Source organism: Geodermatophilus chilensis (genome assembly GCF_002802985.1).
Lineage (GTDB): Bacteria > Actinomycetota > Actinomycetes > Mycobacteriales > Geodermatophilaceae > Geodermatophilus > Geodermatophilus chilensis.
The window spans coordinates 1-22,437 of record NZ_NVPT01000092.1 but is presented as its reverse complement, the minus strand read 5'-3'; the positions used below and the strand labels follow the sequence as shown (position 1 = coordinate 22,437).

Here is a 22,437-nt window from a genome sequence, read left to right as displayed (position 1 = left end):
CGCCCGGCGGTCGCCACGGCGCGCGGGAGCGTCACGGGCACACACAACCTAACCCTCACGTGAGGGAAGAGTCGTCGTGTCCTCCCTCACGCGCCGGGTAGGGCGCGCGGCCTCTCCGCGCCCCGACCGGCGCCCAGGGGCCGGCCCTCCGCCGTTCCGCACCGCCGCACCGCCGGGCCGCCGGGCCGCCGGGCCGCCGGGCCGCCGGGCCGCGCCAGCCTGTCAGCGCGTCGGGCTGCGCCCCGTGCTCACGCCTCGCGGCCGCGGGCCGGTGGGTGCGTCGGATTCGGCGCGGGTGTAGTCGATGCTGGCCCACACCACCTTCCGGTCGCCCTCCACCGTCCAGCCGTGGTCGGCGCCGATCGTCGCGACGAGGGACAGTCCGAGGCCACCGAGAGCGGGGTCGCGGTCGGCCGCCGGCGCCGGCGGACGGTCGGCAGCGGCGTCGCTGACCTCCAGCAGCCAGTACCGGCCGATTCGGGTGACCGCCACCTCGATCGGTGGACTGCCGTGCCGCAGCCCGTTCGACGCCAGCTCCTCGAATGCCAGCAGCAGCCGCTCCACCGCGCCCTCGTCGGTGGCGGCCGGCCGGGCGCCGTCGTGCAGCGCGACGCTCAGCTGGTGACGGGAGACGGTGAGCTCCGCCAGCGCCGCCGGGTGCCACCGCCCCAAGCTGGAGGAGTCCGTGTCCCTGGTCGGGGGCGCGCGGTGTACCCACGGTGACGCGCTCATCGGCCGACCTCCACGACCTGCGCCGCTGGTTGGACACAGGCCCTCGTCCTCGTCGGGGATCCGGCGCCTTCGCCGTTCCCCGCGGTGGTCCGAGCCGGGACACCTGTGACAGACGGTACGCGCTCACGGGGGGATGGCGACCGGGTCGACGCGCGTACGCTCCGGGCAGGTGCGGAGATGACCCGACGCCGACCGTACGTCCAGCAGCGGCGTACCGAGCCAGCACGGAACTCCAGACCGGAGTCCGCGGCCGAGGTCACCCGCCCCGGTGCATCAGACCGGAGGCCATGCCGTGGCCAGCAGCCAGAACCCGCAACCCGCCAACGCCGCCGAGGCCCTCGAGCGCCTGGGCCGGCTGTCCCTGCGGGAACTGACGATGGAGGGCCTGCTACAGGCCGTGGCCGACCTGGCCAAGACGGTGATGCCCGGCAACCCCGAGGCGTCGGTGTCCCTGCTGGTCAGGGACGCCCCCACCACCGTGGTCTCCACCGGCCAACTCGCCGTCGACCTCGACGAGACGCAGTACGACCGCGGCCACGGCCCCTGCCTGCACGCGGCCCGCACCGGTGAGCTGACCGAGATCGCCGACACCCGCACCGACAGCCGGTGGCCGGACTACATGCCCCGAGCGGCCGAGCGCGGCGCCCTCAGCTCCCTCTCCGTTCCGCTGGCCATCGACACCGACGAGCAGGTCTCCGGCGCGCTGAACCTCTACGCCCGCCGGGCCGACGCCTTCGACGAGGACGCCCGGGCGGGTGCCGTCCGCTTCGGCCCGTACGCCGCGGTGGCGGCCGGGAACCTGCACGCCTACCAGAGCGCTCGCAGCACGGCTGACAACCTGCAGGCCGCGCTCGAGTCCCGGGCGGTGATCGACCAGGCGAAGGGCGTCCTCATCGAGCGCTTCCGCCTCACGCCCGACCAGGCCTTCCAGCTGCTGGCCGAGACGTCGATGAACGCCAACCGGAAGGTGCGCGACATCGCCGAGGAGCTCGTGCGCACCGGGGAACTCCCCGTCGTGGCACCGCGCGGGAACAGCAACCGGCCCCGGCCCAGGCCCACTCCGGATCGCCCGGGACCGGATGTCCCACGCCACTCCTGAGCAGCCGCCGGCGCCCCCCGGGGGGCTCGGGCGGTCAGGCCTCGCCGCTCCAACCGACGGGGCGGCGGGGCCGCCCCGTCGTCCCACTGGCGTCCGGGGGCGCCGCCGTCCCGGCCTCGACTACGGTCGGTCCGTGCCACTGGTCTTCCACTGGGGCGGCCCGCGTCACGGCGAGGTCGACGAGGTCCCCGCCGAGTTGCTGACGTCCTCGGTGCTGGTCTACGACGGGCCCCGGTGGTTCGGTGTCTACCAGCGGTTCGAGCCCGTGCAGGTGCAGGACACCGCTGAGGGACCGGCCGAGGTGTGGGTCGTCCGCGAGTAGCGGCTGCCGCCGTCGACCCGCTGACCAGGACCCCGGGGCGCGAGCTGCACGAGATCGCCATCCGGATCCGGCAGGTCGTCCAGCCCGACGGTTGCCTCCGGACCCTCCTGATCGTTCACGTCCGCGGAGACCAGTGCCCGCCGGCCCCCACGAGCAGCCCGGCGCCGCGGCCGACCGCGCAACGCCGACCCTCGGCCCCGCACCGTCACCCTCGCCTGCCACCGCATCGGCTCCCTCGCGGGACGCGGACGCCCACACTCGCCGACACCTCGTGGACGGACGCCGCCGAGACGCGCATCATTGGCAGTCGCCAGGCGAGAGTGCCAGCCCGGCCCGTCCGACGAGGAGTACCACCACCGTGCCCACGTACCAGTACGCCTGCACCAACCCCGACGGGAAGCACCAGTTCGAGGTGGTGCAGAGCTTCACCGACGCCCCGGTGGGCGAGTGCCCCGAGTGCAGCAGCCCGGTGCGCAAGGTCTACGGCTCGGTCGGCGTCGTCTTCAAGGGCTCGGGCTTCTACCGCACCGACAGCCGGTCCACCTCCTCGTCCACCGAGTCCGGCTCGTCCAACGGCAAGAAGGACGCCGCCCCTGCCGCGTCGACCTCGTCGTCCTCGGGCTCCTCCTCGTCGAGCAGCTCCGGCTCCTCCTCCAGCAGCGCCGCCGCCGGCTGACCCGCGGTCCACAGGCGGACGCCGGCTCCACAACCCGGCGTCCGCCGTTCCGCCGCCGGCGGCGGGCGGCCAGCGTGGGCGCATGGTCCGCCTCCACCGCCCGCGCCGGCCGCTGCACACCGCCCGTCAGGTGGCCGCCGCGCTGCTCGCCACGACCGCGCTCGTCCTGGCCCTCCGCCCCGCACCGGCACCGGCCCGGGCCCCGGCCACGGTCCCGGTCGTCGTCGCCGCGGCCGACCTCGCGTCCGGCGCCGTCCTGACCGCCGAGGACGTCGCCGTCGCGCACTACCCACCCGACCTGCGTCCCGCCGGCACGGTCGAGGACCCGGCCGCGGCCGAGGGACAGGTGCTCGCCGGCGGCGTCCGGTCCGGCGAGCCGCTCACCGACGCCGGCTTCGTCGGCGCCGGGCTGACCGACCGGCTCGGTCCCGGGCAGGTCGCCGCGCCGGTCCGCCCCGCCGACCTCGCGGTCAGCGCACTCGTGCAGCCCGGCGACCGGGTCGACGTCCTGGCCACGCCGCCGGGCGCCGCGCGCGCCGAGGTGGTCGCCGCCGGGGCGCCGGTCCTGGCCACCCCCGGGCCGGAGGACGACGGCCTGCTGCTGCTCGCCGTCGACGCCGACACCGCGGCTCGGCTCGCCGCCGCGGCCACCACCGCGACGCTGACCCTCAGCCTCCCGCCACGCTCGACGGCGGGTGCTGGACCGGTCGCGCCGCGTGTGGGTGGATGACGCCCGTGCTCAAGGGCTTCAAGGACTTCCTGCTGCGCGGCAACGTCGTCGAGCTCGCCGTCGCGGTCGTGATCGGCGCGGCGTTCACCGCCGTCGTCGACCAGTTCGCCGAGTCGTTCCTGACCCCGCTGGTCAACCTCGTCGGCGGCGGCGGTGAGCTCGGCGGCGCCTTCGCGGTGGACGGGCAGGTGTTCACCTGGGGCGCGTTCGTCAGCCAGCTGGTCACCTTCGTGCTGACCGCGGCGGTCATCTACCTCCTGGTCGTGCTGCCGATGAAGGCGCTCGTCGAGCGGCGGGCCCGGGGCGAGGAGCCCGGCCCGGCGCAGCCGACCCAGGTCGAGCTGCTCGCCGAGATCCGTGACCTGCTGCGCGCCCAGCAGATCGGCCCCGTCCAGGGGACCGCCCCGAGCGTGCGAGGGGTGGGGAGGACGGGGTCCTCTCAGTCGCTGCCCGGGCGGCGGTGACTCAGTCGCTGCTCCAGTGCGGTGGGCGGTCCTCGAGGTAGCGCCGGTCGGCGGCCGACAGCTCCTCGGGGCGCTCGCCCCAGCCGACGTCCCGGTCGTCGGGCGCCCGATCGGCGGGCGCGGCCGGCGCCGGTCGCGGTGCCTCCACCTGGGGACGGCCGAGCCCCTCGAGGACCTCGGCCGCCGGCAGCGCGGCCAGCACGGCGCCCGGCACGGCGAGCTTGCTGCCGCGGGTGCCCGACCCGACGACCACGAGGTCGGCGGCCGCGACGGCGGGGTCCACCAGCACCGGCCAGGACGGCGGCAGCCCGAGCGGCGTGATGCCCCCGTACTCCATGCCGCTCTCGGCCACGGCGACGTCCTGCGGCGCGAAGGAGACCTTTCGGGCGCCGAGGTGACGGCGCACCAGGCCGTTGACGTCGGCGCGGGTGGTCGCCGGCACGAGGCACGCCGCCAGCTCGGTCTGCCCGGCGCGGCGGGCGGCGACGACCACGCAGTTCGCCGAGACCTCCAGCGGGACGCCGTAGGCCTCGGTGAAGGCGGCGGTGTCGGCGAGCTCGGCATCGATCTCGGCGACCCAGGCGGGGGCGGCCAGCCCGCCCAGCGCCGCGGCCACCGGGGCGGCGAGCAGTTCGGGCCGCTCGGCGGCGGGGGTCCAGGTCAGCGATCCGAGCCGGGGGGCGGTCCAGGGGTCCACGCCGACGATCCTGCCCCGCTGGCCGGATCGTCGCGGCGGGCGGCCGGATCACCGCTGGTCCGGCACTGTCCCGGCCCGCAGGATGAGCCCATGATCGGCCAGTTGCACTCCGTCGTCATCGACGCGCCGGACGCGTACGCGCTCGCGACCTTCTACGCCGACCTGCTGGGGATGGAGGTCAGCAAGGGCTCCCCGGGCGACGACTGGGTCGTCGTCACCGGCCAGGGGTACCGGCTGGCGTTCCAGCAGGCGCCGGACCTGCGGCCGCCGGACTGGCCGGACCCGCAGCGTCCGCAGCAGTTCCACCTCGACGTCCGGGTGGCCGACATCGAGGAGGCCGAGCCCAGGGCGCTCGCGCTCGGCGCGCGCACGCTGCCCGGCGGTGGCGGCGACTTCCGCGTCTACGCCGACCCGGTGGGCCACCCCTTCTGCCTCGTGTGGGACGCCTCGTGAGCGCCGACCTGCCCGCCGTCGACCGCGTGTCGGCCAGCCCGTTCGTCGCTGCCACCGCCTTCGACGTCGGCGAGGTCAGCGGCACCCGTGTCACCGGGACCGTCGAGGTGGGGCCCGAGCAGCACACCCCGTGGGGAGTCGTCCACGGTGGGCTCTACTGCGCCGTCATCGAGTCCGCGGCCAGCATCGGCGCGAGCGTGGCGGTGGCCGACGACGGGCAGTTCGCCGTCGGGGTCAACAACAACACCGACTTCATCCGCTCGATGACCGAGGGGCGGCTGCAGGTCGTCGCCGAACCCGTGCAGCAGGGCCGCACCCAGCAGCTCTGGCAGGTCCAGCTCACCCGGGCCGACGACGGCAAGCTGGTCGCGCGCGGGCAGGTGCGGCTGCAGAACGTGCGCCGGCCCGGCGCGTGATGAAGGACCCCCCTGCCCCCCGCCACTCACAAGCTCGCGGCGGGATCCTGCAGGGGGGCCGCGCGGCGCGGGCAGTGTGCGCCGCCCGGGCGGTGGCGGCCGAGCACGGCGTCCGCTCGAGCGAGCCCCGGGTGCTGCAGGACGGCGTCAACGTCGTCGTCCACCTGGCGCCGGCGCCGGTCGTCGCGCGGGTGGCGACCCTGACGCCGTTGCTGCGCACCCTCCCGCTGCGCTCGTTCGCCCGCGAGGTCGCCGTCGCCGGTGCCCTCGCGGCGGCGGGCGCGCCCGTCGTCCCGCCCAGTGACCTGCTGCCGCCGGGGCCGCACCGGTACGCGGGCCTCGAGCTCTCCTTCTGGCGGCACGTCGAGGTGCTGCCCTCGGCGCCGTCGTCGGGTGCGGCGGCCGCCGCGCTGGCCGAGCTGCACGGCCACCTCGTCGCGCTCCCGGTGGACGGCGCGCCCCTGGACACCCCGCTCGACGACCTCGCCCGCTTCGTCTCGCTGGGTGGGGCGTGGGGCGCCGCTCCCGCACAGCTGGACCGCCTCGGCGACCGGCTGGCCGAGCTGCGCCCGCGGCTGGCCGGCGAGGTGGTGCCGCTGCACGGCGACGCCCACCCGGGCAACCTCCTGGCCACCCCCGACGGCTGGCGGTGGACCGACCTCGAGGACACCTGCGCCGGCCCGCGCGCCTGGGACCTCGCCTGCCTGCGCAGCACCTCCCGGCTCGACGGCCGGGCCGCGCTGGACGCGATCGGCGGCCCCTCCGACGCGGAGCTGGCGCCGTGGCTGGAGCTGCGCCGGCTGCACGCCACCGCGTGGAGGACCGTCCTCGCAGTCGGCCACTCCGAGCGCCGGGCGGCCCCCCTGCAGGGTCCCACCGCGAGCTCGCGAGCGGTGGAGGGCAGGGGGGTCCTTTTCTAGGCCAGCGGCAGCGCCGGCTCGCGGTAGGTGGTGCCGGCCAGCGCCGGGGGCAGGACGTCGGGGTCGATCACGACGGAGAACAGCGCGCGCGGGTCCTGCAGCGTGGCCGGCGGGCGGGCCGCGGCGCGCGGCACGACCCTGTCCCAGCGGGCCGGGCGGCGGTGCGGCAGCAGCTCGCGCCCCTCGAACAGGTAGTCCCCCAGCACCTCGCCCACGAGCAGCCCGGCACCGTGCTCGATCGGCAGCGCCACCGGGTCGCCGGGGCGGACCTCGTCAAGGAAGGCCGAGAGCTGGCGCAGGTCCTTGGCCGGGCGGCGTCCGGAGATCTCCTTGGACAGGGCGCGCAGCTCGACCGGCGACAGCCCGGTGGCGTCGACGTCGATGCCCGACTGGGTGCCCAGCCCGACCACGCCCGCGGCCAGGCAGGCGCCGAGCTCGTTGTGCGCGCGGGGACGGACCACCCACACCCGGGTGCCCTCGGGCTCCGGAGCCGGCGGGACGTCGTCGGGCTCGGGCCACACGTAGGGCAGGTCCTCGGGCTCGGCGCCGAAGAGCGGGCCGAACAGCGGCCGGTAGAAGTCCGGCTCCTTGGCCAGCAGGTTCGACCGGTGGGACAGGTGCAGCGCCTCGTCGCCCACCCAGGAGGGCAGCATCCCGGCCCGGGCCAGCTCCTCCTGCGGGACGCCGACCACCTCGGGGGCGAACTCGGCGATCAGCGTGTGGGTGGTGTCGGCGAACCCGCGCTCGCGCCACACCCGGACCATCGCCAGCCCGTAGGCCACCAGCGCCGGCGTGCGGCCGCGCCACATCCGGACCATCGGGTGCGACGTCCAGCCGTAGTCGGGCAGCTCCAGTGCCCGCAGCACCTGGAGGGTCTCCACGCGCTGCTTGCCCAGGCGCGGCGAGTCCAGGAGCCGGGCGCTCTCCTCGAAGTCGGCGACGGGGAGGAAGGTCTGCATCGACGGCGTTCCTGCCCGTCCCGGCGCAGCGTCAACCGCCCGGGCCGTCCAGGGCCGCGAGGGCGGACTCCCAGCGGGCCCGGCGCGCGTCGTCGTCCTGAGGAAGGGCCCCCTGCCCCCCACCGCTCGCAAGCTCGCGGCGGGACCCTGCAGCGGGCCGGGCGGCGGCCAGCGCGGCGTCGTCCCCCGTGCGGCGGGCCGACCGCACCGCCGAGCGCGCCACCCCGAGGTGGTGCAGCAGCCGGGCGCGGACGTCGTCGGGCAGCGCGGGGTCGGCCGCCCGCCAGCGCCGGCCGTCGACGACCAGCCAGCGGCCGTCCTCGGTGCGGTCGACCTCGCGCGTCACGCAGTGACGCGGCGGACCAGGTCGGGCAGCACCGACCCGAGTGGGGCGTCCACCCGGACGTCGACCTTCGCGTCGCCGCGGGTCGGACCGAGGTTGACCAGCCCGACGGGGATGCCGAGCTTCTCGGCGCGCAGCACGAACCGGTAGCCGCTCATGACGGTCAGCGAGGAGCCGAGCACCAGCAGGGAGCCGGCCTGCTCGACCATCGCGAAGCAGATGTCCACCCGGTCGCGCGGCACCGTCTCGCCGAAGAAGACGACGTCGGGCTTGAGCGGGCCGCGCCCGCAGGCCCGGCAGTCGACCATGACGAACCCGTCGAGCAGCTCGTCGGGCAGCTCGGCGTCGCCGTCGGGGTTGACCTCGTCGACGTGCGGCCCGAAGTGCGGGTTGGCCGCGCGCAGCCGCTCGTGGAGCTCGCCGCGGTCGGCGACGTCCCCGCAGGACAGGCAGATCGTCCGGTCCAGCCCACCGTGCAGCTCGACGACGTCCCGGGCGCCGGCGGCCTGGTGCAGCCCGTCGACGTTCTGCGTGACCATCCCGGCCACGAGCCCAGCCCGCTGCAGGTCGGCGACCGCGACGTGCCCGGCGTTGGGCCGGGCCTCGCGGATCTGCGGCCAGCCGACGAAGCTGCGCGCCCAGTAGCGGTGCCGGCCGCGCGGGTCGCGCAGGAACGTCTGGTACGTCATGGGCGTGTGCCGGCGCAGCGAGCCGGTCACGCCGCGGTAGTCGGGGATGCCCGAGTCGGTGGAGAGGCCGGCTCCGGAGAGCACGACGACCTCGCCGTCCCCCACGAGCCCGGCGAGGGCCTCGAGGGTGCCGGGGTCTGTGGCAGCCGGGCCGACGGCGGGCCGGTCGGCGGCGACGGGGTCGGCGGTGGGGACGGCGGTCACGCCGCCATGGTGCCCCTCGCCGGCCACCCGTGCCGCGACCTCAGGAGGTGGCGACCTCGCGGTCCAGCCGGCTGAGCAGCTCCTCGTACACCCGGCGCAGCCCCTTGGGCGCGAGGAGGCCACCGGAGCCCGCGAGGGGTTCGCCGACTCCCGCGACTTCTTGCGCACCCTGCTGTGGGGGCTGCTGCTCGACGTGCCCCGGGGTCTGGACCGCATCGACTGCCCGATCACCCTCGTGCAGGGCGTGGCCGACTGGGTCGCCTCCGGGCAGACCGTGCGGTACCTGCCGCTCGTCCCGGGGTCCCGCTTCGTCCCGCTGCTGTGGGCGGGGCACGCGCCGCAGTCGGACCGGCCGCGGACCATCGTGCGGCTCGTCGAGGAGGCGGCCGGTTCGGCCGGTCAGCCCGCGGACTCCTCCGCGTTCAGGTACGAGCACCGGAACCGGGCGCCGGACATGGCCTCGGTGAAGCGCGACTCCCACGCCGGGTCGCTCGCCGGGAAGGTCGTGTAGACGCGCTCCTCGAGCACGACCGGCAGCCCGTCGGGGCCGGGGTACGCGCGCCGCAGCAGCACCCGCGTCTCGCCGTCCACCTCGTCGTGCGCGGGCGTCCAGCGCGCCCGGGCCACGGCGTCGGCGAGCCGGGCCTGCTGTCGCCCGGACAGCCGCTGCCGGTCCGCCCCCGGCGGGACGGCCGGACGGGCGGACCAGACGCCCAGGGCGTAGAGCAGCAGGCCGACGAGCGCGAGCAGCACCACCAGCTCGAGGAGCAGGACGACCACGGGGACGACGGTAGCCACCGCAGAGCGCCCCGGACGGGGTCTGCCGCCCCGCCCGCTAACCTCGACGGGTACGCCCCGGTCGGCCCCGCGCCGACGAGCCCCCGTAGCTCAGGGGATAGAGCATCGGTTTCCTAAACCGTGTGTCGCAGGTTCGAATCCTGCCGGGGGCACTGGCGTACCTGCAGGCCAGCGGCCTGTCCGGCGCCTCAGTTCAGGCGCCGGACGGGCGCCGACCGGGCCTCAGTCCGCATCCAGTCCGCACGAGCCGCGTCCATGCGGTCCGCGACGGCGTCCAGCTCGTCGCCGAACAGGTGGCCGTACCGGTCCAGCGTCATCGCGGCAGAGGCGTGCCCGAGCATCGACTGCACGCCCTTGATGGAGGCGCCGGAGGCGATGGCGAGCGATGCGGCCGTGTGGCGCAGCTCGTGGGCACCAGGCCCTCGAGGCCGGCGGCAGCGGCGGCTCGGTCGAAGTGGCTCCGGCGGAAGTTCTGCACCCGCAGCGGCGTCCCGGCCTGTGACGGGAAGACCAGGTCGTCCGGCCCCTTGTCCGCCAGCACCATGGCCAGGTCGTCCCGCAGGAACCGTGGTACGGGCCGCCATCGCCCTGGTTGGCCTTGGCGCCCTGGTGATTGTGCGGCGCCGGCGGAACCGGGCCTGCAGCCCTACCGACTCGAGGAGAGTGCCATGAAGCTCAGCCGCACTCTGACCGACCTGGCGCTGTCATTCAGTAGCCGGCTACGTGGGCACTCGGGCCATGGAGCCGGTCAGCATGCGGCTCTACCAGTGGGAATCCGAAGCTGCCCGGGCCCGAGAGGACGCGGCTCGCCCCGGGAAGCCCTACCGGATCGGAGCCGAAAAGCTGTCCCGCCTGGCCGGCTTCAACCTCGACGAGAAGCGCCTCAGTCAGCTGGCCCTCGTCTTCCACTATGGCCTCGCTCTGCAGTGGGCGCCGCTCTATCCGCTGCTGCGCCGACGCACTCAGCTGGCCCCGCTCCCGGCGGGTCTGCTGACCGGAACGGCCATGAGTCTCCTGGCTGACGAGCTGATGACCCCGGCCTTCGGGTTCTCGGCACCCAACCTCGACTACCCACCTCGACTACCCACGCGTCACCCATGTGCGCGGCTTCCTCGCTCACCTGGTCTTCGGGACCGCCGTTGTGGCCGCGGTAGAGACCGGCTGGGCTCTGCTGCGCCAGGGACCGCAATGACGACGCCACCGCCCTCATTGAGCAAGACTCCCCGATGAGCCAGCTCGGTGCTGCCAGCGAAGGAGATCCGGTGAGCGAATGCACGAGCGGGGCTGCGATGAACCGCACACTTTCCGCAACGCACGTCCGGAAGGCTTGATCACTGACCGACGTCGGAGCGACTGGAAGGCGCGGGAAGCGTCACCACGGGCAGCGCTCAGCCGAGACGCCGCGCCGTCTGCATGCTGGCCGCGTGACAGCGATCCCCCACGGCAAGCCGAGAGGGGAGGATGCGTTGGCGGCCGCCGCCGCGCTCGGTCCCTTCTTCCGTGTCGACGAGCGACTCGGGCAGGGATGGACTTCCTGGGCGGCCTTGAACGCAGATGGTGAGGTGCTCCGCCGCCGGGCCGCCGAGGTCCGTGCCGTGCTCGCCGCCGGGCCGGGGCGTCCGGCCCCCGAGCCGGCCGTGGTCGCCTCGCTCACCCACCTCGGGCTGGTGGCCCGACTGGTGTCGCCACTGCTGGGCGCAGCGCTGCTCCACGGTCTGCTCCCCGTGGCGCCCGTCGAGCATGTGTACGTCCGCCTTGCCGGCGCCAACCCGCTCCCGCTGGCACTCCTGCCCAGTTCGGCAGCTGTGGTCGGCAGCCCCGCGGAGCTCGTTCCGGCGTTTCATCGCTTCTGGCTGACCCCCGCCGTGGAGCCTCTCACCCTCGCACTGCGCGCCTCCATTCCGATCTCCCGGCAGGTGCTCGACGGCAACGTGACCTCAGCAGTCGCCGGCGCGCTGCGGATGGCTGCCACTGCCCGTCCCGGACTCACCTCACGAGCCGGCGAAGTGCTCGACGAGCTGCTCTCCGGGCCGTTCGCCGAGGCCGGCCACCGGCGGGACGACGGCTCGTACGTGCGGCGCTCCTGCTGCCTCCTCTACAGGCTGCCCGGGGCGAGAACCTGCGGTGACTGTGTCCTCGGCGAACGGCGCTGATGGGCCCTCTGGGTTCGTGCCGCCCCCACGTGTAGCGTCCCTCGCGCCGCAGTGTTCGGGAAGCCGGTGCGATACCGGCACGGTCCTCGCCACTGTGACCGGGGAGCGGACCCCACGACACCACTGGTGGCCATGCCGGCGACCGGGAAGGTCGGGGCGAGCGGTGATCCGGGAGTCAGGAGACCGACTGCGGCGCGTACCACGACATTCCACGAGGCATGGAAGAAAGGGCTCCTCCGCATGACCTCCTTCCCGCACGCACCGTCGTCGACGTCCCAGGTCCGGGTCGCAGTGCCCGCCTGGGCATGGGCCCTGGCACTGCTGGCGCTCTTCGCCCTCTACCTGATCGCCCAGGACAACGGCGCCGTTCTGTCCCAGTTCGGGGACACCGCCCACGAGTTCTTCCACGACGCCCGGCACTCGCTGGGCATGCCCTGCCACTGAGGACCGTCGGCATGGCCGAGACCCTCTACCGACCCGCCATTGCGCAGCCGCCCCGGTTCGGGCAGCTGTTCGGCCGCCTGGTGCTGGCCGGCGCCGTCGCCGGCGCGCTGGCCGGCGTCTTCTCCCTGCTGGTCACCGAGCGCGCGATCGCGCCGGCGCTCGCACTCGAGGAGGCCCGCGCGGCCGCCGACGGCGCGGGCCACGAGCCTGCCGAGGAGCTGTTCAGCCGCGGCGAACAGCTCCTCGGGGGTTTCGTGGGCACCCTCCTCGCCGGCGTCGTGGTCGCCGTCGTCTTCGCGGCCGTGTACGCGCTGATCCGCCATCGCCTGCCGGGCCGCACCGATTTTCCCCGCGTCGTTCTGCTCGCCGCGGTGGGCTTCGGGATCTTCGCGCTGCTGCCGGCCCTGAAGATCCCCGCCAACCCGCCGGCCGTCGGAGACCCGGCGACCGTCGGCACACGGACGGCGATCTACGGCGCCGTCCTGCTGTGCGGCCTCATTTCCGCAATGCTGGTATCGGCCCTGGTCAGCTACCTGCGCAGCCGCGAGGTGGGGCAGGCGGCATCGGCCATCGCAGCGGTGGCGGCGACCGCCGTACTCCTGGTCGTCGTCTTCGTTCTGATTCCCGACAACCCCGACACCATCGGCTCGGATGTCCCAGCCACCCTCGTCTGGAACTTCCGACTCGCTTCACTCGGCCAACTCGTCGTGCTCTGGGCCGCGCTGGGCCTGGTCGGCGGCTGGTTGATCGACCGCCTCACCGGCAGCTCCGTCGCGAAGCGCTGAGCGGTGCGCTACTCGGCTGGGCGGCTGCCTGTTCGGCGTGACGAGAGAAACCGGATTGGACTGCCGGGTAGCCGAGCGTCGGCGTCTCCCGACCTGCACCGGCGGCCCTGAAGCCGGCGCCCTCCATGGCCCACGAAGGCGTGGGCGTCAGGGATGCATCGGCAGATCCCCGGTCTACGCCTGGTCGGTGCTCCCACGGTCGGGACCGTCTCCGACGAGAAGAGCGGCGAGGCTCTGGTGCTCCTCGGAGCAGGCCGGGCAGCCCTGCAGATGGGCGCGCATACCGGGCACGGCGGCTTCGGCGTCGGCTCCGGCGAGCTCGAGCTCGACGTAGCGGTCCAGTTCGTCGAAGCAGACGTCGCAGGTCACTTCCGGCCGGCCGGGGCCGAGCAGGCGGCGCAGCACCGGGGAGAGCTGGTGGTCGTTCATCACGCCTCCTCGGGGGCGAGGGTGGAGCCGGAGCCGAGGCCCTGATCGGCGAGGTGGATGCGCAGTTTGCGGCGGGCGTCGTGCAGGGTCTTGTACAGCGCGCCGCGGGTCGTACCGAGCCGGTTGGCGAGGACGTCGATGGGCACGCCGTTGAGCGCCAACGCGACCAGAACGCGACGCTGGTGCGGCGTGAGCGCTGACGCGATGCCGTGGCGGACCCCGGAGAGGAGCTCCGCATGCTCGGCTTCCTGCGGCGGACTCGAACCGCCGTCCGGGACGGCGGCCCAGGATTCGGGTTCCAGGGAGACCTCACGGTCCTGCCACGCCCGTCGGCGCAGCTTGACCGACGTCTGGTAGATGGCGAACTTGTAGGCCCAGGTGGTGAATCGGCTGGCCCCACGGAAGGTGTCGAGCCGGGCGAGAACGGCGACCAGTGCGTCGTCGGCGGCCTGCACCGTGAGGTCGTCGAGTTCCTTGCCGCCGACTCCGGTCAGCGTGGGCCCGCGCCGGGCGGCCTCGAAGCGGGCCGCACGCAGCAGCAGCTCGTGCAGCCGGCCGATCACCGCCTCGCGCTCCGCTCCAGCGGCACGCAGAGAGGACAGCCATTCCTCGGAATCGTCGACGCCGGTTCCGAAATGAGGTTTCGCCGCAGCGCCGACGGTCGTGCGCTCGCAGACGTCCCCGCTATTGCCCGGCTGGCTCATCGGCTGCCTCCTTCACCGTCGGCGGGAGCGAGGATGCGGGCCGCCAGGACCGGGGGGCAGCCCCGCTCCACGAGCTGGAGAAGGGCGTGCAGGTCGAACGAGGACGCCTCCGCGAGCGCACCGGCGAGGCCCGGCGGGAAGCCGGCGCTGAGCAGCTGACGTCGGCGCCACGCGACCACCTCCTCGCCGCGCGGGTCCGCCTGGGTCCCGGAACTGCCTGTCTGCATACCTCATGAGTGTCACCCCGGCCTACGGGTCTTACCCACCGCGGTCAGTTCCCGCCACAGCTGCCCGAGAAGAAACCTCCGGGCCGAGGTAAGAACCCGGCCCACCGCCGTCACTAACCAGGCAAGCAGGCCGGAGGACCGGCAGCACGACGGCGGAAGGCATCGGGATGACGACGCCCAGCAGCATGATCATCATCGGAGCCGGTCTGGCCGGCGCGAGCGCAGCAAGAACCCTGCGTACCGAGGGCTTCGAGGGGCGGATCGTCCTTCTCGGCGAGGAACCAGAACTTCCTTACGAGCGACCGCCGCTCTCAAAGGGCTACCTCACGGGCGAGACCCCGCGCAGCCAGATCTACGTCCACGACGCCGCCTTCTACGCCGACTCCTACATCGAGGTGCGTACCGGCGCGCGGGTCACGGCACTGGACCTGCCCTCGTCGGAGGTGGTGCTCGAGACGGGGGAAAAGCTGCGCTTCGACCGACTGCTCCTGGCCACCGGCGCATCCCCTAGACGTCTGCAGGTACCCGGCGGCGACCTCGAGGGCATCCACTACCTCCGCGACCTCGCCGACGCCGACGCGCTGCGCGAGAGCCTCGCACCCGGGGGACGGCTCGTCGTCGTGGGCGCGGGCTGGATCGGCGCCGAGGTCGCCGCGTCGGCGCGCGAGCAGGGCCTCCAGGTGACCGTGCTCGACCCGATGCCGGTTCCGCTGGCGCGGGTCCTGGGTCCCGAGGTCGGCGGGTTCTACGCCCGTCTGCACGCCGACCAGGGGGTCGACATGCTCCTGGGCACCGGGCTCGCCGGCTTCGAGGGCTCGGGCCGGGTCGAACGGGTCATCACCACCGACGGTCGCAGCATCGCCGCCGACGCGGTCGTCGTGGGCATCGGCGTCCGGCCCCGTACCGAGCTGGCAGAGCGGGCCGGGCTGACCGTCGACGACGGCGTCGTCGTGGACGACCTGCTGCGCACGAGCCACCCCCGGGTGTTCGCCGCGGGCGACATCGCCCGCGCCCACCACCCCTTCTACGGGGAACACGTCCGCGTCGAACACTGGGGCACCGCCCGTGACCACGGCACGGCCGCGGCCCGCAGCATGCTCGACCGTGGCGTCCCCTACGACACGCTGCCGTACTTCTTCTCCGACCAGTACGAGTCCGGCATGGAGTACCGCGGCCGCGCCGTCGACTGGGACCGGGTCGTCTTCCGGGGCGATCCCGGCACGGGGCAGTTCCTCGCCTTCTGGCTGCACGAGAGCCGAGTGCTCGCGGGGATGAACGTCAACGTCTGGGACGTGGGCGACGACATCGAGCGACTGATCCGCTCGCGGGCGCGGGTCGACTCCGACCGGCTCGCCGACGCCGGCGTCCCGCTGGCGGAGGTGTCCACGCACGTCGCTCCCAGGTCCGGCACGACGGGTGCGCCCAGCCGTGGCGGCTTCTTGGCCGAAGGGATGGGCTTCGTGCGCAAGTTCGTCGCCGATCGGTTCACCCCCGCCGACCCCACCCCCATCGAGGAGCTCGCCCCGGGAGAAGGACGGGTGCTCGACGTCGCGGGAGAGAAGGTCGCGGTCTACAAGGACCCGGACGGCCGGCTCCACGGCGTGTCACCCGTGTGCACCCACGCCCGCTGCCTCGTGGAGTGGAACGGCGCCGACACCGCCTGGGACTGCGCGTGCCACGGCTCCCGCTTCGACCCCACCGGCCAGGTCCTGCGCGGGCCGGCCAAGAAGAACCTCGAACCCCGGCAGCTGCCCGCAACCGGCGGGCACCGGGCCGACGGGGCCGGCAGGCCCTGAACGACGAGACCGAACGACCTCAGCTCATCCCACAACGCTCCCAAGGAGACCCCATGAAGAACCGCCAGCCCGTCCAGGTCGTCGCCCTTCTTGCCGGCGCCGCCTTCCTGCTCGTCGGCGTGCTCGGCTTCGTGCCCGGCATCACCAGCGGCTTCTCCGACCTGTCCTTCGCCGGACGTCAGTCGGAGGCGCACCTGCTCGGCCTCTTCCAGATCAGCGTCCTGCACAACGCGGTCCACCTGATCTTCGGCGTCGCCGGACTCGCCGCCGCACGCACCGCCGGCGCCGCCCGCGGGTTCCTGCTCGGGGCGGGCGCCATCTACCTCGCGCTCACCGTCTACGGCTTCCTCATCGGCCACGACAGTCCCGCCAACTTCGTGCCCGTGAACGCCGCGGACAACCTCCTGCACCTGGGGCTGGGCCTCGGCATGGTGGCCGCCGGACTGGTCCTGGCCAGGAGCGGCGACGCGCAGCACACCGCCGCCCGCCCGTGACCGCCCCCGCCGCGGCCCCACCGTGGTCGCAGGGGCGGAGCGGAGCCGCGCCGCCCGCCCCGGGGAACGGAGCACGCCAGCAGACCACGGGGCTCCCCGGGGTGCCCACCCCGGGGAGCGTGGACCCGACGGCGGCGGCCCGGGCGGTGGGCGACCTGCTCGTGGGGCTCGGGCAGGACCCGGCCGCCGACCACCTGCTGGACACCCCGCGTCGCGTGGCCGCCGCCTACATCGAGCTGCTCAGCCCGACGCCGTTCACCATGACGACCTTTCCGAACGAAGAGGCCTACGACGAGATGGTCCTTGCCAGGGACATCCCCTTCACCTCCCTGTGCCAGCACCACCTGCTGCCCTTCACCGGCCGCGCCCACGTGGCCTACCTGCCCGGCGATCGGATCGTCGGGCTGTCCAAGCTGGCCCGGGTGGTGGAGATGTTCGCCCGGCGGCTGCAGGTCCAGGAACGCCTCACCGCCCAGATCGCCGACCAGCTGGAGGACACGCTCCAACCGCGTGGAGTCGGAGTGGTCATGGACGCCGAACACTCGTGCATGTCACTGCGGGGCGTTCGTGCGACCGGCGCGCGGACGACCACCTCGGCCCTCCGGGGGCTGATGCGTGAGGACGCGCGGACTCGGCAGGAGTTCCTCTCCCTCGCCACGGCTCGCCAGCACACCCAGCCCTGAACACCGCACCGAACGGAGCACCATGAATCCCCTGCGCCGTCTGCACACCGAGCAGCGACAGAGTCCCTGGCTCGACGATCTCACCCGCGAGCAACTGACCAACGGGGAGCTGCGCCGGCTCGTCGAGCGCGGGGTCCGTGGGCTGACGTCCAACCCCAGCACCTTCGCCCGGGCGGTGGCCGGATCCTCACGCTACGACAGCCAGCTCGCGGAGCTGGTGCGGACCGGCGACTTGGACGAGGCCTACTGGGCCATGGCGGTCAGCGACGTCGAGGCTGCGCTCGGAGTCCTGAAGCCGGTCCACGACGCCAGCGGCGGCGAGGACGGTTTCGTCTCCCTGGAGATCGCCCCCCAGCTGGCCCATGACACGGCAGCGACCGTCGCCGCCGCTCGCGCCCTGCACGAGCGGATCGACGCGCGCAACCTCCACGTCAAGGTGCCGGCGACCGCCGCCGGCGTGGCGGCCATCCGGCAGCTGATCGCCGACGGCCGCAACGTCAACGTCACCCTGATCTTCGGCTTGGCGCGCTACGAGCAGGTCATCGAGGCCTACCTGGGCGGCCTGGAGGAACGGGCGCGGCGGGACCCGCAGGCCGACCTGTCCGGCGTGCGCAGCGTGGCCTCCTTCTTCCTCAGCCGGGTCGACACCGCCGTCGACCATCGTCTCGGCGAACTGGGTGGCGAGGAGGCCACGGCGATCCGCGGTCAGGCGGCCCTCGCCCAAGCGAAGCTGGCCTACCAGCTGTTCCGCCGACGCTTCTCCGGTCAGCGCTGGGACGCCCTCGCCGCCCGCGGCGCCCAACTCCAGCGTCCACTCTGGGCATCGACGGGGACGAAGAACCCCCTCGACCCCGACACCCGCTACGTCGACGAGCTGATCGGTCCGGACACCGTCACCACCCTGCCGCCGACCACCCTCGAGGCCGTGGACGACCACGGCACCGTCGCCCGCACCGTGGATGGGGGGGTGGACTTCGCCGAGCGGACCGTCGAGCGGTTGCAGGAGCTGGGCATCGACCTCGACGAGGTCGGGCACGACCTGGAGCGGGACGGCCTGACCGCGTTCACCGCCGCCTACGACCAAGTGATCGAGCTCCTGGCGACCAAGTCCGGCGCCTTCGGCCGCGCGGTACCGGCATGACCGAAAAGCACCGCACCGTCCCGGTCGGATACCGGGGGCCTCACGAGGTGCAGCGCCAGGTACCTGCCGGCTCGCAGCCGTGGTCGATGTCCGATGCGGTGGTTGCCGGAACGGTCGCCGCACTCGTCAGCGGCGTTCCGTCCACCCTGCACGCCCTGCGTACTGGCGCCGACCCACTGGAGGCCTCCCGCGCCGCCGGAACCCTTCTCCTGAGGAAGGAGACGCGCAGTCGCCGGCTGCTGGCCGCCGCCGCCCTGGTGCACGGCAGCGTGTCACTGGGCTGGGCGCTGGTCCTGGCCGCCACGCTCCCTGCCCGGCGCACCGCGGCAGCCGGAGGGCTGGCAGGAGCCGCCATCGCCGCTCTGGATCTCGGGCTGGTGGGGCGCCGCTTCCCGCGCGTCCGCCGGCTTCCGCTCCTGCCCCAGCTCGCCGACCACGTCAGCTACGGCCTCGTCGTCGGCTCCGTCCTCGCCAGGCGGAGGCGACCTCGCGCTCATGACGTCGTGGCGGTGCGCGCCCTGTCCGCGGCGCCCTCCGAGGTGTTCCACTTCCTGGCGGACCTGCACAACCACTGGCTCCTGCATGACCGGTTCGTCGAACTCAGCGGACTCGACGCAGACGAACGCGACCGAGCTGTCGGTGGCCGCGTGCGGCTGAAGGGCCCCCTCGGCATCGCGCGAGAGGCCCGCACCCGGGTGCTGTCGGCTCGACCACCGGCCGACGGCGCGCCCGGCCGGCTCGCCGGGCGAGCCGACATCGGGACGGCCACGACCGGGCGGGTGCTGGGAGATTGCTGCCGGCCAGGACGGCGGCTCTCTGGTCTCCCTGGCCGCGGTGGCCGAGTGCGTGTCCCTCCTGGACCGTGCCCTGCTGGTCTGCGGCCGATGGTGGCTGCAGCGCACGTTCGAGCGGGCACTGGTCAACCTGGACCGGATCCTGACCCCATACGACGCCCACTCCCCCATCACAGCTCCCTCGCAACCGGTCCGGACATGGCAGGCGGCCGGGTGATGTGGAAGTGGAAGCGCAAGCTGAGCTCGGCACTTGCCCGCCACGTCGTCAACCCGATGATGCGTGCGGCTCTCGACCGCGGCATCGCGCCACGGGGCTACGCCCTCCTGGAGACGACCGGCCGCAAGTCCGGGCTGCCGCGCCGCACCCCCGTCGGGAACGGAACGGACGGCGACACCTTCTGGATCGTGGCCGAGCACGGTCGCAGCGCCGCCTATGTGCGCAACATCGAGGCCGATCCGCGGGTGCGGGTGAAGGTCGGTAGGAGATGGCGGTCGGGCATCGCTCACCTCCTGCCCGACGACGATCCCCGGCAGCGGCAACGCCTCATCGGCCGCACGTTCAACGCCGCCGTCGTCCGCCTGATGGGAACCGAGCTCCTGACCGTACGGGTCGATCTCGACGCCTCCACGATCGAGGAGCGGGGCGGGACATCGCGACCCATCGGCGGGGAACACCCGAGCGTTCCCAAGTCTCCGCATTCCGACGTCACGACGGCTGTTGCCCCCAGTGCGACAGCGCAGCATTCCACCGCACATCGCTCACAGCCATCGACCGATGGCACTTCTCCAGGAGGACGGCGCTCATGATCCAGAACCTGTCGATCCGTGTCCCTCGCCGAGGTCCATCCGTCCGGCTGCGCACCTCGGTGGCCGGCGCGGTGGCCTTGCTGAGCCTGGGGCTGGCCGGTTGCGGAGAGCCGGACGACAACGGTGGTGGTGGCGGTTATCTGGCCCAGCAGCTGACCGGACAGGCGCCGGCACCTGGGAACCACTGACGCTCGAGCCAGTTGGAGACAGCGTGCAGGCGGCCCGCGGCGAGCCAACGCGGGCCCGAGCGGCTCGGCCCGTCCTGCGCACCAGGCTCCCGGCCGTTCTGCAGTTCCCCTCCGGTCCTCATTGCGGCCTTGCGTCGCTCCCGCGAGGGCCATCCCAAGCCAGAGAGCCCGCCATACGTCCTCCGCGGTACTGCAGTAGATCGGGAGCGACAGCCACGCGGCGTCTGCATCGGCAACCTGGAGGACAACTGGAGGAGCACTCTCGCCACCGTCGCGCCGCGGTCAGCGGACTGACCGATGCCAGGTCCACGCTTGTCCGGATCAGCGCGGCACCATCCGGGCACAGATGCCCGGGCATCTCCGGTCGTGGTGGAGGGTCAGATTCCACTCCGCCGGACCGACGCGGGCTAGCGGCGAAGCCGACGGCGTCGGCCCACCAGGAAGAGGACACCGCCGAGGTATACACGGCACGGATGCCCAAGGCTCGGCAAGCCAGTCCGCACAGAGTCCGCAGACAGTCCGCAGAACGCCAACAATGAGGTTTTCTCACCTCGTTCCGCGGTCGAGTGAGGTCAGGACGAGCGCGGCGGCAGCAATCGTGCCGATGCGCTGGGGGCAGACGGTGACGCGGTCGAGGGCGCGCCAGCGGCCGAGCAAGGCGTTTCCGCGTTCGGCGGGTGCACGCAGCGCGGTGATCAACTGGTTGTAGCAGCGGTTGTCGACGTGCAGCGGCCCGTCGGGATGGTGGCGGATGGGGACGTGGACGCCGAGGCCGGCGCCGGTGTAGCCCTTGTCGGCCAGCACCGGCAGCCCGCTCGCGGCGTGCGGGTAGAGCGTGGGCAGGACGAGTTCGCGGGCGGCGGTCAGGTCGTGGGTGGAGCCGGGACGGACGTCGGAGACCCACAGCGGAAAGCCGGTCGAGTCGGCGAGCACCTGCACGCTGCCGCCGAAGGCGTGGTGCTTGCCGGAGTACCACAGGTGATGGCCGCGCTCGGCGCGGGCGGCGACCCGGTCGGTCGGCACCAGGGTGCCGTCCAGGCACACGAAGGGCAGGTTGGCGGCGCGGGCGCGCTCGAGGACGTCGCCGAGGTCGGGGGCGTGTGCGGCGATTACGTCGAGCGCTTCGTGCAGATAGCGGTAGCCGGTGGCGATGCTGATGCCGGCCTCGACGGCCAGAGTGCGCAGGTCCAGCCGGTGGCGCAGCCAGCGCAGGACGAGGACGACCTGGGTGTGCACCGTGCCGGCCCGCTGCGCCGGTCGTGCACCGGGGCGACGGCGATGCCGGGCGATCCAGCCGGTCACCACCCGCAATACCGGTGCGGACACATCCAGCCTGGCACGATGAGACACAGCGGGCTCCCGGGGAAGAGGAGAGGCTTTGGCGAGACGATCTTCGCCCCGAGAGCCCGCGCCCCCTTTGTGAACCCCAGTCGCGACCAGCGATGACACCGATCAAGCGGTCAAACGCGGTGAGAAAACCTCAATGTGCCATTGACTGTCAACGGCCTCCCACACCTATACGCGCAGGTCAGTACAGGTGTCGCATTGAGCTTTGCTGGTCAGCGCTCTAGCCGGAAATCATGTCCGGGATGACCACCTGCAGCCGCGACCCAGCGGTTGCGTACTCCCCCGCCGGGTGTCAGGCGCTGTGGTTCACTGCCGCCCCATCGGCGCGACTGACATCTTCTGTCACACCCGGTCAGTAGCGTCCGGTGCGTGATCGTGGACCCGACTGGCGACAGCCCTCCTCAGCGATGGGGTGACGGAGCGGCCTGGGATCGTCGATCCGGAGGACCGGCTCCACGCGGCAGGGACGGCCTCGTTGCAGTTTCTGAGCGACGCAAGCGGTCCCCGAACACCATCGAGGCGTACGGGATGAGGGTCGCGCGGTACCCGTCCTGACCGTGCAGACAGCCAACTGGCGCGCAATCATGGTCTCGCACCTCGCGACGTGGCGCCGGACCCCACACGACGCGCCGGTTCAGAAGACAAATGGCGAAGAGACCTTCCGGGATCACACCACGGTCTCGCGGTGGATGACGGCCGTGCGGTCCTTCTACGAGTGAGCCGCTACGGAACCGGGGCTCCTGACAGACGTCGCGTCCCGAATGACGGAGATCAAATATTGCGCTCCTGAACGCCCGGTGGTGGGGAGCATGGCTCTCGTAGGCAGGTGCTAATCTAAAGATCATTAACGGCGGAGGTTCCGGATCTGCTGACGGGCGGCGCGGTGTGCGCTATGCCGAAGCCGTGAGGTATCCCGACGGTGGTGGGCTGACCGCCGAGGAGC

General features: G+C 73.3%; 28 protein-coding genes, 1 tRNA gene and 1 riboswitch. Of the genes, 18 read left to right on the top strand and 11 right to left on the bottom strand.

Features of this window, described 5'->3' with window-relative positions:
* Positions 1-222 precede the first annotated feature (222 nt).
* The gene (locus CNO22_RS16140) at positions 223-672 is read right to left on the bottom strand and encodes an ATP-binding protein (protein WP_100500330.1); all 450 of its coding nucleotides are present in this window, start codon (positions 670-672) and stop codon (positions 223-225) included.
* A 352-nt stretch (positions 673-1,024) separates the two neighbouring features.
* On the opposite strand from CNO22_RS16140, the gene CNO22_RS16135 reads away from it, so the two are divergent.
* From CNO22_RS16135 to mscL, 5 genes are all read left to right on the top strand, one after another.
* A complete protein-coding gene (locus CNO22_RS16135) occupies positions 1,025-1,831 on the top strand; it encodes a GAF and ANTAR domain-containing protein (protein ID WP_100500329.1) in 807 nt (268 codons plus the stop codon).
* Between the two features lie 133 nt (positions 1,832-1,964).
* Positions 1,965-2,153 carry a hypothetical protein gene (locus CNO22_RS16130; protein ID WP_100500328.1) on the top strand — a complete coding sequence of 63 codons (189 nt, stop codon included), beginning with the start codon at positions 1,965-1,967 and terminating at the stop codon, positions 2,151-2,153.
* A gap of 358 nt (positions 2,154-2,511) precedes the next feature.
* On the top strand, positions 2,512-2,829 hold the full coding sequence (locus tag CNO22_RS16125; protein ID WP_100500327.1) for an FmdB family zinc ribbon protein: 318 nt from the start codon (positions 2,512-2,514) through the stop codon (positions 2,827-2,829).
* 82 nt (positions 2,830-2,911) lie between these two features.
* Positions 2,912-3,559: a Flp pilus assembly protein CpaB gene (gene cpaB, locus CNO22_RS16120; protein ID WP_100500326.1), complete on the top strand. Its 648-nt coding sequence runs from the start codon at positions 2,912-2,914 to the stop codon at positions 3,557-3,559.
* Positions 3,556-4,023 (top strand): large conductance mechanosensitive channel protein MscL, encoded by a 468-nt coding sequence (gene mscL, locus CNO22_RS16115; protein ID WP_198588380.1) that lies wholly within the window; start codon positions 3,556-3,558, stop codon positions 4,021-4,023. The genes cpaB and mscL overlap by 4 nt, the downstream gene beginning before the upstream one ends.
* Position 4,024: 1 nt before the next feature.
* Here mscL and CNO22_RS16110 read toward each other — a convergent pair whose 3' ends face one another.
* Positions 4,025-4,720 (bottom strand): YbaK/EbsC family protein, encoded by a 696-nt coding sequence (locus tag CNO22_RS16110; protein ID WP_100500324.1) that lies wholly within the window; start codon positions 4,718-4,720, stop codon positions 4,025-4,027.
* Between the two features lie 90 nt (positions 4,721-4,810).
* On the opposite strand from CNO22_RS16110, the gene CNO22_RS16105 reads away from it, so the two are divergent.
* From CNO22_RS16105 to CNO22_RS16095, 3 genes are all read left to right on the top strand, one after another.
* Positions 4,811-5,173, top strand: coding sequence for a VOC family protein (locus CNO22_RS16105; RefSeq protein ID WP_100500323.1), 363 nt, complete (start codon positions 4,811-4,813; stop codon positions 5,171-5,173).
* The gene (locus CNO22_RS16100; protein WP_198588379.1) at positions 5,170-5,589 is read left to right on the top strand and encodes a PaaI family thioesterase; all 420 of its coding nucleotides are present in this window, start codon (positions 5,170-5,172) and stop codon (positions 5,587-5,589) included. Before CNO22_RS16105 ends, CNO22_RS16100 begins: the two co-directional genes overlap by 4 nt.
* A 74-nt stretch (positions 5,590-5,663) precedes the next feature.
* On the top strand, positions 5,664-6,509 hold the full coding sequence (locus CNO22_RS16095) for a phosphotransferase family protein (RefSeq protein ID WP_232807085.1): 846 nt from the start codon (positions 5,664-5,666) through the stop codon (positions 6,507-6,509).
* Here the strand turns inward: CNO22_RS16095 and CNO22_RS16090 are convergent.
* The 4 genes from CNO22_RS16090 to CNO22_RS16070 form a co-directional block, all read right to left on the bottom strand.
* On the bottom strand, positions 6,506-7,468 hold the full coding sequence (locus CNO22_RS16090) for an MSMEG_6728 family protein (RefSeq protein WP_100500321.1): 963 nt from the start codon (positions 7,466-7,468) through the stop codon (positions 6,506-6,508). The two genes, CNO22_RS16095 and CNO22_RS16090, sit on opposite strands and share 4 nt — an antisense overlap.
* A 31-nt stretch (positions 7,469-7,499) precedes the next feature.
* The gene (locus CNO22_RS16085; protein ID WP_100500320.1) at positions 7,500-7,814 is read right to left on the bottom strand and encodes a biopolymer transporter Tol; all 315 of its coding nucleotides are present in this window, start codon (positions 7,812-7,814) and stop codon (positions 7,500-7,502) included.
* A complete protein-coding gene (locus CNO22_RS16080) occupies positions 7,811-8,704 on the bottom strand; it encodes an NAD-dependent protein deacetylase (protein ID WP_232807084.1) in 894 nt (297 codons plus the stop codon). Before CNO22_RS16080 ends, CNO22_RS16085 begins: the two co-directional genes overlap by 4 nt.
* Before the next feature lie 399 nt (positions 8,705-9,103).
* Positions 9,104-9,484, bottom strand: coding sequence for an RING finger protein (locus CNO22_RS16070; protein WP_100500318.1), 381 nt, complete (start codon positions 9,482-9,484; stop codon positions 9,104-9,106).
* Between the two features lie 97 nt (positions 9,485-9,581).
* Between CNO22_RS16070 and CNO22_RS16065 the strand changes: the two genes are divergently transcribed.
* A tRNA-Arg gene (locus tag CNO22_RS16065) sits at positions 9,582-9,654 on the top strand.
* 36 nt (positions 9,655-9,690) lie between these two features.
* Here CNO22_RS16065 and CNO22_RS28410 read toward each other — a convergent pair.
* Positions 9,691-10,086 (bottom strand): tyrosine-type recombinase/integrase, encoded by a 396-nt coding sequence (locus tag CNO22_RS28410; protein ID WP_332870090.1) that lies wholly within the window; start codon positions 10,084-10,086, stop codon positions 9,691-9,693.
* Positions 10,087-10,968: 882 nt separating this feature from the next.
* Here CNO22_RS28410 and CNO22_RS16050 point away from each other — a divergent pair.
* The 3 genes from CNO22_RS16050 to CNO22_RS16040 all read left to right on the top strand — a co-directional run bounded on the left by CNO22_RS16050 (position 10,969) and on the right by CNO22_RS16040 (position 12,884).
* Positions 10,969-11,655: a (2Fe-2S)-binding protein gene (locus tag CNO22_RS16050; protein WP_232807083.1), complete on the top strand. Its 687-nt coding sequence runs from the start codon at positions 10,969-10,971 to the stop codon at positions 11,653-11,655.
* Between the two features lie 32 nt (positions 11,656-11,687).
* Positions 11,688-11,861: riboswitch (cobalamin riboswitch) on the top strand.
* Between the two features lie 34 nt (positions 11,862-11,895).
* The gene (locus CNO22_RS16045; RefSeq protein WP_100500316.1) at positions 11,896-12,099 is read left to right on the top strand and encodes a CbtB-domain containing protein; all 204 of its coding nucleotides are present in this window, start codon (positions 11,896-11,898) and stop codon (positions 12,097-12,099) included.
* Positions 12,100-12,110: 11 nt separating this feature from the next.
* Entirely contained in the window at positions 12,111-12,884 is a 774-nt protein-coding gene (locus tag CNO22_RS16040) for a CbtA family protein (RefSeq protein WP_100500315.1), read from the top strand.
* A gap of 174 nt (positions 12,885-13,058) precedes the next feature.
* Here the strand turns inward: CNO22_RS16040 and CNO22_RS16035 are convergent, their stop codons facing one another.
* From CNO22_RS16035 to CNO22_RS16025, 3 genes are read right to left on the bottom strand one after another with little or no spacing between them, the layout of a single operon-like run.
* Positions 13,059-13,313: an anti-sigma factor gene (locus CNO22_RS16035; protein ID WP_100500314.1), complete on the bottom strand. Its 255-nt coding sequence runs from the start codon at positions 13,311-13,313 to the stop codon at positions 13,059-13,061.
* Complete coding sequence (locus tag CNO22_RS16030; RefSeq protein ID WP_100500313.1) at positions 13,313-14,017, bottom strand: RNA polymerase sigma factor; 705 nt, start codon at positions 14,015-14,017, stop codon at positions 13,313-13,315. Before CNO22_RS16030 ends, CNO22_RS16035 begins: the two co-directional genes overlap by 1 nt.
* The gene (locus tag CNO22_RS16025) at positions 14,014-14,244 is read right to left on the bottom strand and encodes a hypothetical protein (protein ID WP_100500312.1); all 231 of its coding nucleotides are present in this window, start codon (positions 14,242-14,244) and stop codon (positions 14,014-14,016) included. Before CNO22_RS16025 ends, CNO22_RS16030 begins: the two co-directional genes overlap by 4 nt.
* A 185-nt stretch (positions 14,245-14,429) precedes the next feature.
* Here CNO22_RS16025 and CNO22_RS16020 point away from each other — a divergent pair, with 185 nt between their 5' ends.
* The 6 genes from CNO22_RS16020 to CNO22_RS27765 all read left to right on the top strand — a co-directional run bounded on the left by CNO22_RS16020 (position 14,430) and on the right by CNO22_RS27765 (position 20,147).
* Entirely contained in the window at positions 14,430-16,040 is a 1,611-nt protein-coding gene (locus CNO22_RS16020) for an FAD-dependent oxidoreductase (protein ID WP_232807082.1), read from the top strand.
* Positions 16,041-16,093: 53 nt separating this feature from the next.
* Positions 16,094-16,534, top strand: a complete 441-nt coding sequence (locus tag CNO22_RS16015; protein WP_100500310.1) for a DUF4383 domain-containing protein — start codon at positions 16,094-16,096, stop codon at positions 16,532-16,534.
* A gap of 119 nt (positions 16,535-16,653) precedes the next feature.
* On the top strand, positions 16,654-17,217 hold the full coding sequence (folE, locus tag CNO22_RS16010) for a GTP cyclohydrolase I FolE (protein WP_232807081.1): 564 nt from the start codon (positions 16,654-16,656) through the stop codon (positions 17,215-17,217).
* A 22-nt stretch (positions 17,218-17,239) separates the two neighbouring features.
* Entirely contained in the window at positions 17,240-18,358 is a 1,119-nt protein-coding gene (tal, locus tag CNO22_RS16005) for a transaldolase (RefSeq protein WP_100500308.1), read from the top strand.
* Positions 18,355-19,959 carry a nitroreductase/quinone reductase family protein gene (locus tag CNO22_RS28405; protein ID WP_198588378.1) on the top strand — a complete coding sequence of 535 codons (1,605 nt, stop codon included), beginning with the start codon at positions 18,355-18,357 and terminating at the stop codon, positions 19,957-19,959. Before tal ends, CNO22_RS28405 begins: the two co-directional genes overlap by 4 nt.
* Entirely contained in the window at positions 19,956-20,147 is a 192-nt protein-coding gene (locus CNO22_RS27765) for a hypothetical protein (protein ID WP_157936965.1), read from the top strand. The genes CNO22_RS28405 and CNO22_RS27765 overlap by 4 nt, the downstream gene beginning before the upstream one ends.
* Before the next feature lie 546 nt (positions 20,148-20,693).
* Here the strand turns inward: CNO22_RS27765 and CNO22_RS15990 are convergent.
* Positions 20,694-21,497: a transposase family protein gene (locus CNO22_RS15990; protein ID WP_100500306.1), complete on the bottom strand. Its 804-nt coding sequence runs from the start codon at positions 21,495-21,497 to the stop codon at positions 20,694-20,696.
* Positions 21,498-22,437 lie beyond the last annotated feature (940 nt).

Excerpts from the sequence above, each read along its gene's own strand:
- CNO22_RS16025 (WP_100500312.1), bottom strand. The coding sequence starts at position 14,244 with ATGCAGACAGGCAGTTCCGGGACCCAGGCGGACCCGCGCGGCGAGGAG.
- CNO22_RS16020 (WP_232807082.1), top strand. The coding sequence starts at position 14,430 with ATGATCATCATCGGAGCCGGTCTGGCCGGCGCGAGCGCAGCAAGAACC.
- CNO22_RS16040 (WP_100500315.1), top strand. The coding sequence starts at position 12,111 with ATGGCCGAGACCCTCTACCGACCCGCCATTGCGCAGCCGCCCCGGTTC.
- mscL (WP_198588380.1), top strand. The coding sequence starts at position 3,556 with ATGACGCCCGTGCTCAAGGGCTTCAAGGACTTCCTGCTGCGCGGCAAC.
- CNO22_RS16045 (WP_100500316.1), top strand. The coding sequence starts at position 11,896 with ATGACCTCCTTCCCGCACGCACCGTCGTCGACGTCCCAGGTCCGGGTC.
- CNO22_RS28405 (WP_198588378.1), top strand. The coding sequence starts at position 18,355 with ATGACCGAAAAGCACCGCACCGTCCCGGTCGGATACCGGGGGCCTCAC.
- CNO22_RS16035 (WP_100500314.1), bottom strand. The coding sequence starts at position 13,313 with ATGAACGACCACCAGCTCTCCCCGGTGCTGCGCCGCCTGCTCGGCCCC.
- CNO22_RS16015 (WP_100500310.1), top strand. The coding sequence starts at position 16,094 with ATGAAGAACCGCCAGCCCGTCCAGGTCGTCGCCCTTCTTGCCGGCGCC.
- CNO22_RS16105 (WP_100500323.1), top strand. The coding sequence starts at position 4,811 with ATGATCGGCCAGTTGCACTCCGTCGTCATCGACGCGCCGGACGCGTAC.
- CNO22_RS16090 (WP_100500321.1), bottom strand. The coding sequence starts at position 7,468 with ATGCAGACCTTCCTCCCCGTCGCCGACTTCGAGGAGAGCGCCCGGCTC.
- cpaB (WP_100500326.1), top strand. The coding sequence starts at position 2,912 with ATGGTCCGCCTCCACCGCCCGCGCCGGCCGCTGCACACCGCCCGTCAG.
- CNO22_RS27765 (WP_157936965.1), top strand. The coding sequence starts at position 19,956 with ATGATCCAGAACCTGTCGATCCGTGTCCCTCGCCGAGGTCCATCCGTC.
- CNO22_RS28410 (WP_332870090.1), bottom strand. The coding sequence starts at position 10,086 with ATGGCGGCCCGTACCACGGTTCCTGCGGGACGACCTGGCCATGGTGCT.
- CNO22_RS16030 (WP_100500313.1), bottom strand. The coding sequence starts at position 14,017 with ATGAGCCAGCCGGGCAATAGCGGGGACGTCTGCGAGCGCACGACCGTC.
- tal (WP_100500308.1), top strand. The coding sequence starts at position 17,240 with ATGAATCCCCTGCGCCGTCTGCACACCGAGCAGCGACAGAGTCCCTGG.